General features: G+C 42.2%; 11 protein-coding genes. 4 read left to right on the top strand and 7 right to left on the bottom strand.

Annotated features, from left to right (window positions below):
- Positions 1–474: 474 nt before the first annotated feature.
- Entirely contained in the window at positions 475–879 is a 405-nt protein-coding gene (locus ACFFAP_RS28550) for a hypothetical protein (RefSeq protein ID WP_375514394.1), read from the top strand.
- 383 nt (positions 880–1,262) lie between these two features.
- On the opposite strand, the gene ACFFAP_RS28545 is transcribed toward ACFFAP_RS28550, so the two are convergent.
- The 3 genes from ACFFAP_RS28545 to purE form a co-directional block, all read right to left on the bottom strand.
- Positions 1,263–2,036 (bottom strand): class II glutamine amidotransferase, encoded by a 774-nt coding sequence (locus ACFFAP_RS28545; RefSeq protein WP_375514393.1) that lies wholly within the window; start codon positions 2,034–2,036, stop codon positions 1,263–1,265.
- A gap of 167 nt (positions 2,037–2,203) precedes the next feature.
- On the bottom strand, positions 2,204–2,503 hold the full coding sequence (locus tag ACFFAP_RS28540) for a putative quinol monooxygenase (protein ID WP_375514392.1): 300 nt from the start codon (positions 2,501–2,503) through the stop codon (positions 2,204–2,206).
- Positions 2,504–2,632: 129 nt separating this feature from the next.
- Positions 2,633–3,151: a 5-(carboxyamino)imidazole ribonucleotide mutase gene (purE, locus tag ACFFAP_RS28535; RefSeq protein WP_375514391.1), complete on the bottom strand. Its 519-nt coding sequence runs from the start codon at positions 3,149–3,151 to the stop codon at positions 2,633–2,635.
- 159 nt (positions 3,152–3,310) lie between these two features.
- Here purE and nagA point away from each other — a divergent pair, with 159 nt between their 5' ends.
- Entirely contained in the window at positions 3,311–4,531 is a 1,221-nt protein-coding gene (nagA, locus tag ACFFAP_RS28530) for an N-acetylglucosamine-6-phosphate deacetylase (protein ID WP_375514390.1), read from the top strand.
- Positions 4,532–4,707: 176 nt separating this feature from the next.
- Here the strand turns inward: nagA and ACFFAP_RS28525 are convergent, their stop codons facing one another.
- The 3 genes from ACFFAP_RS28525 to ACFFAP_RS28515 form a co-directional block, all read right to left on the bottom strand.
- A complete protein-coding gene (locus ACFFAP_RS28525; RefSeq protein ID WP_375514389.1) occupies positions 4,708–5,832 on the bottom strand; it encodes a site-2 protease family protein in 1,125 nt (374 codons plus the stop codon).
- A gap of 679 nt (positions 5,833–6,511) precedes the next feature.
- A complete protein-coding gene (locus tag ACFFAP_RS28520) occupies positions 6,512–7,366 on the bottom strand; it encodes a sulfurtransferase (protein WP_375514388.1) in 855 nt (284 codons plus the stop codon).
- 57 nt (positions 7,367–7,423) lie between these two features.
- On the bottom strand, positions 7,424–7,843 hold the full coding sequence (locus ACFFAP_RS28515) for a DUF6220 domain-containing protein (RefSeq protein ID WP_375514387.1): 420 nt from the start codon (positions 7,841–7,843) through the stop codon (positions 7,424–7,426).
- Positions 7,844–7,964: 121 nt separating this feature from the next.
- Here ACFFAP_RS28515 and ACFFAP_RS28510 point away from each other — a divergent pair, with 121 nt between their 5' ends.
- Complete coding sequence (locus ACFFAP_RS28510) at positions 7,965–8,627, top strand: LuxR C-terminal-related transcriptional regulator (protein ID WP_375514386.1); 663 nt, start codon at positions 7,965–7,967, stop codon at positions 8,625–8,627.
- Between the two features lie 312 nt (positions 8,628–8,939).
- Here the strand turns inward: ACFFAP_RS28510 and ACFFAP_RS28505 are convergent, their stop codons facing one another.
- On the bottom strand, positions 8,940–10,652 hold the full coding sequence (locus tag ACFFAP_RS28505; RefSeq protein WP_375514385.1) for a putative bifunctional diguanylate cyclase/phosphodiesterase: 1,713 nt from the start codon (positions 10,650–10,652) through the stop codon (positions 8,940–8,942).
- A 465-nt stretch (positions 10,653–11,117) separates the two neighbouring features.
- Here ACFFAP_RS28505 and ltrA point away from each other — a divergent pair, with 465 nt between their 5' ends.
- On the top strand, positions 11,118–12,575 hold the full coding sequence (gene ltrA, locus ACFFAP_RS28500; RefSeq protein ID WP_375514384.1) for a group II intron reverse transcriptase/maturase: 1,458 nt from the start codon (positions 11,118–11,120) through the stop codon (positions 12,573–12,575).
- Positions 12,576–12,944 lie beyond the last annotated feature (369 nt).

Genomic DNA, 12,944 nt, shown 5'->3' with positions numbered 1-12,944 from the left:
GTCATCAACATTACAAGGTTGGTCATCAACGTTGAAGCGATGCCTTTGGCAAGCCGCTAAGGTGTCTACGCAAAGATATAGCAGTCTAAAATCATTCGTGAAAAATTAGTATATGTATGGTGTGTTATCGCCAAGAGTACGGCACCAAACTATCTGATGGTGCGTTAGCCAGAGGCATAACGCACCCTACGTGTATTTCACGCAATCAAATATGAATCCTATAGCAGTCTAAAATCATTCGTGAAAAATTAGATCCCCGACTTCTAAAAGTTGTCGGGGATCTGGACGCCGCAGCAGCAGCTTTTTTAACACTTCAAGATATTTCCTTTATCAAATCAGCATTTAGTGATTAAATTCAAAGAAATCACTGATATAACATGAAAAATTCTCAGTAAAAATTGTGAATTATGCTGAACCGGAATCTTACTTGGTTAAAGCAAGCTAGTTCTATAACCTGATTATAGGAGTAAATTTATGCCTCGTAGAAAACGCACATCGCGGATTCTCGAAAAAGCCGAATTGAGAACGGCTGGACTCAAAGCAGTTGATGCAAATATGGATTTTGGCGATCATTGCGATTTGCAAAACCTAACTCAATCAATTGAGCAGTTAAGCAGTATGCTTGATGCTTATAATAGCGCTCTTGCTGTGGTTGACTCGTGTAAAACTAAGATTGATCAGATGGAAAAAAGCTTGAACAATCTTTCAGACAAGTTGCTCAGGGGAGTTGCTTTCAAGTATGGCAAGAACAGCAGCGAATATGAGATAGCGGGTGGCGTTCGTGACAGTGAACGTGTACGCAAAGGCAGGTTGACTCGCTTGAAAGCTAGTGCAGGGCAAGCATCAGATGAGGATGGCAAAATAACAACTGATAACTGATAACTGTTGAAAACTTAGTAACCGCTCAAAAAATTGGGGCGGACTACCAGAACAAGAACGATTTTGCGCCATTTGGGGCTTGTCGATGAACGATTTACCCCAGATTATTGAGCGGTTACGAAAACTTAGATAGTCACAAAATCGGCTAAGGTAATCAGGCTGGAGTTGATACCCGTTAGCGTTGCCAAAGTTAGAGTGCTATAACTAATTAGCGTGTCGCTCTATGTACTACTACCCAACATTACAGGGACGGTAATTAAAAAAATGCTTCCTGTAATGATACTTGTAATACTTGTTAGAAAGAAAAACCCATCTAGAAAATATCTAAATGGGAAAATATCTGGTTAATTTTTAAATTCACCCACAATATCAGATTCTTAATTTCAAGCATATTTCAGGGGCAGCCCGTCCTGAAAAACTAATAACTCTCCCGGTTGGATTTGTGTCCAAACTTCGTTGTCAGTCAAGGGAGTGGTGGCAATGACAGCAACGCGATCGCGTTCTGTAGTCACCTCTCGAAAATCTACGGTCATGTCTTGGTCAATTAAATGGGCAGCTGCAAAGGGCGCTTGGCGAACAATGTAACTAAGTTTGGTTGAGCAATAAGCAAAAAAGTGTACTCCATCTGATAATAAGTAATTAAATATACCCAGCTTTGCAATTACAGCAGTAATTTCTTGCAGCACAGGGTACAGTTCCTTTATCTCAGGCTTACCCCCAGGAAAGCGCGATCGCAATGTTTCTAGCATCATACAGAATGCTTTTTCGCTATCGGTGTCACCTACGGCTTGATAAAAGCCCAAATTTTCTGGTTCAAAATTTGGCAAATTACCGTTGTGGGCAAACACCCAATATTGACCCCACAATTCTCTGCGGAAAGGATGGCAGTTGTGTAAGGCAACTTCACCCTGAGTAGCTTTACGGATATGGGCAATGACATGGGTTGAGTGGATGGGATAACTCCGCACAAACTCCGCTACCGGAGAAGCAACAGAAGGCTGGGCATCTAAAAACATTCGACATCCCTTTCCTTCAAAGAAAGCAATGCCCCAACCATCGCTATGATCATCCGTTTTTCCTCCCCGTGCAGAAAACCCTTCAAAAGAAAAGCAAATATCCGTTGGAACATTGCAATTCATTCCGAGCAATTGACACATGGATGTTGTCGCTCTCAATTTTTGACTAAGGCCTCAGCTCAGAATCAAGATACTTTAGAATGCTGCCTTGATTCTGGAGCGATCGCTTCAATCTTAGAATTTAAAACTGAGATATTCCAAAATGATCCCCAAAAATAAAGAATCTGCTTCAAGTTAGCAATATGACATTATGCCAAAACATGGTATCGGCGGATATCGGGTGCAGTAGTCACTAAACTTTCTAATTTGGCTGCTGCTGCTTGGAAATGGGGTGAAGCTAGATGAGTATTCAGGGCTTCATCAGAAGTCCACTCCTCTACAAAAGTAAAGTCTGTTGGATCGTCTTGGTTTTGCAAAAGTTTATATTCAATCACACCTGCTTCCTGACGGGTTGGCTCAATGATTTCCAACAGTACAGCTTTTAGTTCTTCTACTTTGTTAGGCAAAGCAATAACATGGGCAACAATGCGAATAGTTTGGTTAGTCATTTGTTATTTGTCATTAGTCATTAGTCATTTGTCATTAGTCATTTGTCATTAGTCATTTGTCATTAAGTCAAGAGTTAGGAATTCTTCCTCTGCTCCTCTGCTGTTCTGCTGTTCTGGTGTTAATATGTATTAAAACATCTGCTGTAAATATTGCTCATAGCCTAATTCTTCTAGTTTTGCTTGCTTTGCAATTACTGATTCACATAGGGTTTGGCGATATTGCTGCACTCTTTTTAGCAATTCTGGTTGATGAGTTGCCAGGATTTGTACTGCTAAAAGTCCGGCATTTTTGGCATTACCGATCGCCACTGTTGCCACAGGAATACCCGCAGGCATTTGTAAAATAGAATACAAAGAATCAACACCCTGTAAGTTACGAGTGGCTACAGGAACACCAATAACAGGAAGTGGAGTTAAAGATGCTACCATTCCCGGCAGATGGGCAGCACCACCGGCACCAGCAATAATTACCTTAATACCGCGTTGGTGTGCAAGTTGAGCATATTGCACCATGCGTTCTGGGGTACGATGAGCAGAAACGATCGCCACTTCGCTTTCAACGTCAAATTCTTCACAAACTGCGATCGCGTCTTTCATGGTGGGCAAATCGGAATCGCTGCCCATGATAATACCAACTAAGGGAGTCATAATAATTCAAAATTCAAAATTCAAAATTTAAAATTATTTGAGCTAGCTTATGGAAGCTAGGTAATGCCGATCATCATCTCATCTATTGGCGTTGTTTGAATTGATTTATTGATGTTGGTTGCATCTAAAATCAGATTTAGCTATCTTCTCGTCAGTGTGATGACCCAAGCAACACAAAATCCTGTAGATATTATCAATGCTAGAGTGCCTGGTTATAAAGATTTGCAGATGCTCTTGGTTAACCAAGAGGGCATAATTGAGCAAATTTTGCCAATGGGGACGGTAGAGATGCACAGATGTACGTCCCTACTAGATGTAGCAGGTGACTGGATTTCTCTAGGCGGCGTTGATTTGCAAATTAACGGTGCGTTGGGTTTGGCATTTCCGGAATTGACGGCTGAAAATGCTCACATACTTCAGAAAATCTCACAATTTTTGTGGAATGTTGGGGTAGATGGATTTTTACCGACACTTGTGACAACTTCAGTCGAAAATATTCAGCGATCGCTTGCTATTATTGCTGAGATTCCCCCCACTCAACAAGCTGGTGCCAAGATTCTGGGAGTACATCTAGAAGGCCCATTTTTGAATTTCCAAAAGCGCGGCGCACACCCAGCAGAGTACCTGTTACCCTTAACAATTGATCAGGTAAAGCGGGTTTTGGGTAATTATGCTCATGTTGTAAAAGTCATCACCTTAGCACCAGAGTTAGATTTCACTGGTGAAGTAATTCCATATTTGCGTTCTCTGGGAATTACTGTCAGTTTAGGGCATTCTCAAGCAACAGCCGCCCAAGCGCAACGTGCCTTTGAGGAAGGTGCAACGATGGTAACCCATGCTTTCAACACCATGCCAGCACTACATCACCGCGAACCAGGATTATTAGGGGCGGCAATTATTCATCCTGATGTAATGTGTAGTTTTATTGCTGATGGTGAACACGTTTCGCCCACGATGCTGCAAATTTTACTTCGCGCTAGCTATCAAGAAAAAGGGCTGTTCCTCGTCAGCGATGCCCTTTCACCTCTAGGGCTACCCGATGGGGTGTATCCTTGGGATACTCGGCAAATTGAAGTTAAAAACGGTACGGCACGACTGGCAGATGGCACTTTGTCGGGGACGACTTTACCATTGTTGGTGGGAGTGCAGAATTTGGTGAAGTGGGGAATTTGTGACGTAGAAAGTGCAATTTTACTAGCTACTAATGCACCTAGAAAAGCGATTGGTTTACCAGGAATTGCCAAGAGTCAACCCGCTAATTTATTACGTTGGCATTGGGATGAGACTACAAAAGAATTAACTTGGCAACGTGTTCTCACCGCAGAGATGGTGAAGAAGGCAGGAGGTTGGAATTTATCGGTTACTCTCAACTCCATCTAATTCCAAACTTGGGAAAATGGAAAAGGGAAAGGCTTTTTTATCGCTAAGGACTAATTGCTGTGATCCCACCATCAAATTTTCAAAAACTTTTTCCCAGTAAAGAGTAAGATATCTGCAAAAATTCCCCCACCAAATTTTTAATTATAGTGGGGGAATCCTTGCCGCGATCAGTTGAACTATGCAGGGTTAGGTTGAGTTCGGCCTTGAAGTAGCTGGATAATTGCAGCTTTTTCTAAGATTCCAACTAGAACGCCATTCTCACGAATTACGGGAAGCACAGATAGCTTTTGTTGTTCGAGTAACTGCATGACTTCCAGCAGAGGTTGATCGGATTGAACTGTGGTAGATTCGGTAATTGGTCGCATGACTTCTTTTACTTGAGTTTCTGACCATAGTGCTGTTGGGATGCTTCGTAAATTATCAACTGCGATCGCACCTACTAATTGTCCATCATCATCAGTCACTAAGAACCGATGCCAGTTTTGCCCACTTATAACTCGCTCATCGGCAAACTCTCTCAGGGTAAGATTAGCAGATACAATCGGGCTATCATGAGTTACAGCATCCTCGGCTGTCAAACCTGTGAGTTTTTCTTGCACTCTGGCAAATTGAGCCGCATTACCAGCATTTTGCAACAAGAAGAAGCCAACTAATAAATTCCACAAGTTACCGAAGCTGCCAAATAATAGTAGGGGAAGTACACCAGAAAGAATTGCTACCCAACCAAAGATTTGCCCAACTCGACTAGCAAAGGTCACACCTTTATAAGGATTACCTGTAATTTTCCAAACGATGGCTTTCAGTATATTTCCGCCATCTAAGGGCAAGCCAGGAATCAGGTTAAACAGGGCTAATGCCAAGTTAACAGAAGCTAGAACACCAAGAATTGCAGCTAAGGGCCCTGATGCAGTAGTAGTAACACCAACCACTGTAACGATACCGCACAGTAGTAAGCTAACTAATGGCCCGGCGATCGCTACCCAGAAAGCTTCACCTGGGGTTTTCGACTCTTTTTCTAAGCTTGCTAAACCGCCAAATATAAACAGCGTAATAGATTTGACATCAATTCCCTGACCAATCGCAACAAAACTGTGGCCTAATTCATGGGCGACGACAGAGGCAAATAACATCAGCGCTGTCATCAATCCTAGTAGCAAAGCTAATCCCGCAGACAATTGGGGAAATTGCGCCGCCAGTCCACTGCTATAGCTCCAAGTTACTAAACCCAGAACTAAAAACCATGACGGATGGATATAGAAGGGAATTCCGAAGAGATTACCAACGCGAATTGTGCCATTCATGTCGTTCACCTTTGATTTCAGCTTCGAGAGGTTTGCTTTAGTCCTTCTCGATGTTTTTATTGTAACGAAAGGTTAAGAGATTTTAATCTTGATGGCGGTAGTGGTGTCCGTCTGTAAAGGTGTGGTTATTGGTAATATTGCAAGCAAGAGTAATGACATCTTCAAGCGGTTTGGATAAGAAATTTGTTCGTGAAGGCAGGCAAGGGAGCAGGGGTGCAGGGGTGCAGAGGGGAAGGAAAATCTCACTGCAAACTCTCTTTTAGAGTTCCTCTGCTCCTCCTTTGCTCCTCTGCTACCTCAATGAAAAGATGTCTTAACCGAACGGTATTGTAATGACATCTCCAAACGGTTCTTAGAGGACTAGGGGATAAACAGGATAAATTCTAATAATAGCTAAGTACAGTTTTGCGTAAAAGTGTAGCGTTTTTAATGCAGGGGAACGCATTAACAATGTAAGCCGACGCATTAACAATGTAAGCTGACGCATTAACAATGCAAGCTGATGCATTAATAATGCAAGCTGATGCATTAATAATGTAAGCCGACGCATTAATAATGTAAGCTGATGCATTAATAATGTAAGCCGACGCATTAACAATGCAAGCCGACGCATTGGCATTGCAGGGTATTGCCTTCTTTGATTCGCAGAGTTCTTTCGCTACGTTAACGATTTATCTTACTACCTCTCGATCGCTACATCCGGCAGACGACTCCACTCATTCCAAGAGCCATCATAATTCCGAACATTCGGATAGCCTAATAAATACTTTAAGACAAACCAGATATATCCAGAACGCGCACCGATAGTACAGTAGGGAAACACTTCCTTATCAGCCGTAATGCCTTTACTCTCATAAAGATTTTTCAATTCATTGAATGATTTAAAAGTTCCATCCTCATTGAGAATTAAGGTATGCTCAAGATGCACTGCACCGGGAATATGTCCAGTACGTTCGCCTGCTTTTGGTGGCTGATCGAAAAACCACTCACCAGAATATTCTTGAGGTGTTCGGACATCCAACAACACGCGTAGGCGTAGCCCGTCGTAGACATCGCTTCTACCTATTGATGCTTGAACTTCATTGTGTAATACTCGCAGATTAGCATCAGGAGTTTTGGCACGGTAATCAGTCTCAGAAAACGTAGATAACTCAGCTGCTAGTGGACGACCTTCTGATTTCCATTTCTGGTAGCCGCCATTGAGAACTTGTATATTCTCATGACCAAAGACTTTCAACAACCAAAAAATCCAGGATCCTGTTCCCGGATAACTGCCATAAGCAATCACCGTAGTGTTATTGGTGATGCCTGAACGTGCCATCAGCTTTTCAAAAGCGATCGCATCCAAATTTATCATCAAATCGGGCAAGAGTAAATCTGTAAAGATGTTCCAGAAGACAGCACCAGGTATGTGAGCATTTTTGTACGGCTCTGGACTCATATCCACTTCAATAATGCGGATGTTTGGATCGTTAAGATGATTTTCAAGCCACTGGGTATCAACAAGAACAGATGGGTCGGCGTATTGAGACACTTGTATTTCTCCTGTAATAGCGCGAAAAGAATTGAAACTTGTGTTTATCTCAACAATTTAGTCTTGGTTGTAGTTGAGAAATACGATGTGCGATGTCCGATGCACTAGGGTTGTGGAAATAGAGAATAAAGAAAAGCCGATGAGTGGGTGAAACACTGCTAGAGGAAAAGAAGTCTGCAAATGAATTGTGAGAAATTGCAGTCCCAGCAGCACAGGCAAACTTGTTGTAAGGTTTCGGACTCCTCGAGGAAACGGAATTAAAAACACCCATATCAACAAAATTAATGAGAGTCCGCTATATCCTCGCACGAGCCAAATATGTAGGTTCCACCAATCAGAGTTGTAAAAGTAAGCCAGTCCAACACTGAATATTTGGGTTACTAAACAGAGATTGAAAAGCACTGCTGCGATAAAAAAACTGATTTGAATCCAGCGCCCGGATATCTGTGTGTCATCAATGCCAGAATTTACAATCATGGTAAAGTACTCCAAAAAACCAAACAAAGGATTTGACGGATTTGACTTGATGTGAATAAAGCTAAGATAGGTCTGGTTGCTATATTGCGCCTAGACCTCGAACGAGTACACTTTGCAAATCATGGTTGCCTTACAAGCTCTATTTCATGAAATTGCTCAAGCTGAAGATGAACAGACTTTGCGATCGCACATACCCGCAGAAATGAGTGAGTATTTTTCAGCTACACGATGTGGGCTATTTTTCTTTGCTCAAATTCCTCTAGCTAATAGCAAGATCCAAAAAGCACTGCAAATTGCATTATCACCCGAACACAATCCAGTTGCACGCTACTTGCTAGAACACCATGCCCCTGTTCATGAAGCTTTGGTAGTAGAACCTAAAACATGGAAGTTGATTTGTCCTCGTGCTGATCACTGGCATGTTATGGCAGGGCCAATTGTCAGCAATGGTGAGTTAGTAGGTGTGGTAGGTTTGACGCGTGAGCAAGGAATGCCTGCATTTGATTCACAAAATCTTACAGATTTGAGTGCGCTTTGTCTGCACATTTCTACTTGGGTGACAATGGCGCGATTGCAACAACCACTATTACATACAAAGCGTTTAACGCCTCGTGAAATGCAAATTGCTGACTTGGTGGCTCAAGGACAAACCAATGCAGAAATTAGTGCTGAACTTTGGATTACTGAAAACTCTGTTAAGCAAGCCTTAAAAAGGATGTTTCGCAAGCTGGAGGTTTCATCTCGCGCTCACATGGTTGCAAAGCTTTCCACAGTTTCAAAATAAATGGCTTTTATTCGCCTCATTAATCCCAGATTTCTTTTTTCATATCACCGAAGAAAGGCAGAGGGCAGGAGGTTTTAGAAAATAATTCTACCCAGGCCAAAAGGGTCTGAGAGGAACTAAATTTATTTATAAAAAACAAAATATATATATTTCATCGAGTAGGCGCATATTTACAGCGTCCTTGTTAAATCCCCTAAATTTATTTATAGAGATTTTTGCTGCCTCCTGCCTCCTTAACCTACCCCCTGATAATTTCTATCAAAATTCAAGTGAAACGCTATCAAGGGGGTATTTTCTGGCTTAGGCATCTACTTATGTTGCAATTGTCTCTATCTGCTGAGAACTTTTCTGCAACATCGGGGCAATTATATCAGCAGGCACAGGACGACTGAAGTAGTAACCCTGACCTTCGTCACATCCCTGCATTTTCAGGTAGTCAAGCTGTTCTTGGGTTTCCACACCCTCTGCGGTGATATTTAACCGGAGGCTCTTTGCGAGGGCAATAATGGCATTGGTGACGGCAGCGCTATCAGCATTGGATATGACATCCTGCACAAATGAGCGATCAATTTTGAGCATGTTCACAGGAAAGCGCTTCAAGTAGTTCAGGGAGGAATAACCCGTACCGAAGTCGTCTAGAGCCAACCATATACCCAGTTCTCGTAATTGTTTCAAGGTTTTAATCGATCGCTCAATGTTACCCATCAAAAAGCTTTCTGTTACTTCCAGTTCCAGATCAGATGCTTGGAGTTCAGTCTCCTCAAGAATTTGGTTGATGACTTCAACCAGATAGGGTTGTTCAAACTGCCGAGCTGACAGATTCACAGACATCCGAATTGGGGTAAATCCAGCAAGCTGCCAAGCACGGTTTTGGGCGCAAGCAGTTCGCAACACCCATTCACCAATTGGTACGATCGCACCATTGGCTTCTGCAATCGGAATAAACTTTGCCGGAGAAATCATACCTAAAGTAGGATGTTGCCAGCGAATCAACGCTTCCACAGCTGTAACTTGTCCGCTATGTAAATCAATTAGAGGTTGATAATAAACCAGCATTTCGTTGCGCTTAAGCGCCGCATGTAATTCATTTTCTAATGTCACTCGCTCCTGCAACTGAGCATTAATTTCCGGTGAATAGAATTGGTATTGGCTACGCCCTTGCTGCTTTGCTTGGTAAAGTGCTATATGAGCCTGTTGCAAGAGTTGCTCTACGCTATTGCGATCGTTTATGCCATTAATTGTCATACCAATGCTGGCGGTGATATGAATCGAGTTACCCTCAACACAAAAGGGTTTACTCAGGGTATTTAACAGCAGTTGAGATAGCTTAATCACATTTTCAAAAGAATGAATTTCCACGCGGGCAAGGGCAAATTCATCTCCACTCAAATGGGCAAGAATATCTGTTTGTGCCATGCAGGTTGATAACCTCTGGGCAACTGCTCTTAACAACAAATTTATTATTTCATGCTCCAACCCATGACTTATACCAGTGAAATCATCAATACTTAGCAAAAAGACAGTTACAAGGCGCTGGTTATTTTCAGGTTTGGATAGAATTTCATAGAGGCGATCGCAGAATAAATCACGATTGGGCAATCCTGTTAGGTCATCATAATTAGTGATGTAGTGAATTAACTTATCTAATTTGTGAAGAGTTTGTGAGGTATCCGCCATCAATGTACCCGCTTCATCAGCAAATTCTGTGGGCAATTCAGGTAAGGTTTTGGTGTTCAGATAATTTTGCAATGTAGCAGATGTCAAAATAACTGGTTTGAGGAGATGGTTTAGCGCATAGAGGGTGGCGGCTGTACCCGCTAACGTCGCCAACAGAGCAATGCTCATAACTCGCGCCACTATCTCCAAGGAATAGGAGTTTGAGATGACGAAACTCAAAAGTAAGGTCAAAAGTGGTACATGAGTTCCCAAAAATGCCACCAACATGATTTTAGCGGTGTAACTTTTCTTGAGCCATGCGAAACGAGCTAGGAACGAGTACAGATAGAGTTTGTGATTGAGCTTCATAAATAATGTTCGATAGGAGAGCAAATAAGTTCCGAGCTATCCTCGCAAAACAATCCTGTGGAATTAACTCTCGTGGAACCCAACCTTGTTCAGGTCACATATTATGCTTCCCAATATCGTTTTCTACTTGATATGTATAACGATAAAGTTTGTGTAAAACTTATTCCACAAACAATTGCATAATCAAAAATAAATTGTATTTATTATTACACTGTCAGTATTTATTACCTTGTCTTCATGTCATATCAAAACTTGTGGAAATTTATATCCCCGACAACTTTTACGAAGTCGGAGATCTGGACATTAGTAAAGCACGGCGGAAATAAACATACTATTTCAAATGGCGTCAGAGCTTGGAATACAATTATGCGTGAATGCGTGAATGCGTGACTTCCCCGAACGCGAATTTATCTCCAATTGGGGCTGACTTTGAATCTTCGTTTGACCTTGATAAATGAAATTAAAATGGGTTCAAAGGTCAAACCTACGCGCCGAGTTTGGATACCCAAACCAGGAACAGAGGAAAAAAGACCTTTGGGAATACCGACAATGTTCGACCGAGCCTTGCAAGCACTTGTCAAACTGGCATTAGAGCCAGAGTGGGAAGCGCGATTTGAACCTAACTCATACGGGTTCAGACCTGGGCGCTCATGCCACGATGCGATTGGAGCAATATTTTGTGCGATTAAGCAGAAAAACAAATACGTTTTGGATGCTGACATTAGCAAATGCTTCGACCGCATTAATCACGATGTACTTCTCAAGAAATTAAATACCTATCCAACCTTACGAAGACAAATTCGAGCTTGGCTAAAAGCTGGTTTTTTGGATGGGAAAAGTCTATTCCCAACCGATGAAGGCACACCACAAGGCGGGGTCATTTCACCTCTTCTTGCGAATGTTGCCTTACACGGACTAGAGGAATTGATTATGGGATTAGCCCCAAAATTCGACATGAAGCGACCTGATAATACTCAAATGAGTATCAGAGATAAGCTGAAATCGATTTCATTAATCAGATACGCAGATGACTTTGTGGTAGTTCATCAGAATTTAGAAGTCATAAGACTGTGTAAAACAGAGATAGAGAAGTGGTTAAGTGACATTGGGCTAGAACTAAAACCGAGTAAAACAAGACTTGCCCACACCTTGAACAAACTAGAAGACGAAGAACCTGGATTTAATTTTCTAGGATTCAACGTTAGACAATTCCCTGTGGGAAAACATAATTCAGGAAAGGTCAAAGGAAAAATTCTCGGATTTAAGACTATTATCACCCCCAGCAAAGAAAGCCAGAAAAGGCACTATAGAAAAGTGGCTGAAGTAATAGAGAATTCGCGTGGGTTAGACCAAGCGACTTTGATTATGAAACTCAATCCCATTATACGGGGTTGGTGCAATTACTTCTCAACTGTCGTTAGCCAGAAAATATTTGAAAGGCTATGGCATTTAGTTGTCTGGAAGCTTTTTAAATGGGGTTATCATCGTCACCGAAATAAGGGTAAAGGGTGGATACGCCTTAAATACTTCAAAACCGTAGAAGGCAATAACTGGGCTTTCGTAACCAGAGAGGGCAAAAATCCTCTAATGCTTATACAGCATAGTTCCACCGAAATAAAACGCTATGTAAAAGTCAAAGGGACAGCATCCCCTTATGACGGTGACTGGATTTATTGGAGTTCAAGAACGGGTGTTCATCCTGAAGTGTCTACGAGAGTAGCAACACTACTCAAAAGGCAAAAAGGAATATGCGCTCACTGCGGTAACTACTTCACAGATGGAGACTCGATTGAAGTTGACCACACTGTTCCTACATCCATTGGTGGACGGAATTCATACGATAATTGGCAACTACTCCATCGACATTGCCACGAGAAAAAGACTGCCCTTGATGGTAGTCTCGGTAAGAAATTAGCACATTAATAGTGTTAAACCTAAGCCACCTGTGGAACTCGTAAACTAACGGGGAAAACGATATGTTGGCAATGACGTACTGATGACAACAGCCGTTTTACTGAGGAGCGGAATGATGGGAAACTATCACGTTCCGTTTTGGAGAGCAGTGGAGGGGGCAACTCCTTCACTGACTTTAATTATTCTCGCATCTTGCAAAGCAAGGTAGGGATGGGCAATCCCAAACAAACGCTACAGGAGTTGCAACCTCTACGCTAGTTGGCGCGAGCCTGCTAGAGCAAGTTCTGACGTAGAATGTAGAATCCCCGTGCTTTCAAGCCGGGGGTGCGATTCGTTCACTCGAAATGAGTAGAAATGCTCAGGGATGAGTGACATTTG

Source organism: uncultured Nostoc sp., from assembly GCF_964245575.1.
Taxonomy (GTDB): domain Bacteria; phylum Cyanobacteriota; class Cyanobacteriia; order Cyanobacteriales; family Nostocaceae; genus Nostoc.
This window is presented reverse-complemented; position numbering and strand designations above follow the sequence as displayed.

What these genes read in the sequence shown, in the direction of transcription:
- purE (WP_375514391.1), bottom strand. Translation starts at nt 3,151, where the DNA reads ATGACTCCCTTAGTTGGTATTATCATGGGCAGCGATTCCGATTTGCCC.
- ACFFAP_RS28515 (WP_375514387.1), bottom strand. Translation starts at nt 7,843, where the DNA reads ATGATTGTAAATTCTGGCATTGATGACACACAGATATCCGGGCGCTGG.
- ACFFAP_RS28540 (WP_375514392.1), bottom strand. Translation starts at nt 2,503, where the DNA reads ATGACTAACCAAACTATTCGCATTGTTGCCCATGTTATTGCTTTGCCT.
- ACFFAP_RS28545 (WP_375514393.1), bottom strand. Translation starts at nt 2,036, where the DNA reads ATGTGTCAATTGCTCGGAATGAATTGCAATGTTCCAACGGATATTTGC.
- ltrA (WP_375514384.1), top strand. Translation starts at nt 11,118, where the DNA reads ATGGGTTCAAAGGTCAAACCTACGCGCCGAGTTTGGATACCCAAACCA.
- ACFFAP_RS28505 (WP_375514385.1), bottom strand. Translation starts at nt 10,652, where the DNA reads ATGAAGCTCAATCACAAACTCTATCTGTACTCGTTCCTAGCTCGTTTC.
- ACFFAP_RS28550 (WP_375514394.1), top strand. Translation starts at nt 475, where the DNA reads ATGCCTCGTAGAAAACGCACATCGCGGATTCTCGAAAAAGCCGAATTG.
- ACFFAP_RS28510 (WP_375514386.1), top strand. Translation starts at nt 7,965, where the DNA reads ATGGTTGCCTTACAAGCTCTATTTCATGAAATTGCTCAAGCTGAAGAT.
- ACFFAP_RS28525 (WP_375514389.1), bottom strand. Translation starts at nt 5,832, where the DNA reads ATGAATGGCACAATTCGCGTTGGTAATCTCTTCGGAATTCCCTTCTAT.
- nagA (WP_375514390.1), top strand. Translation starts at nt 3,311, where the DNA reads ATGACCCAAGCAACACAAAATCCTGTAGATATTATCAATGCTAGAGTG.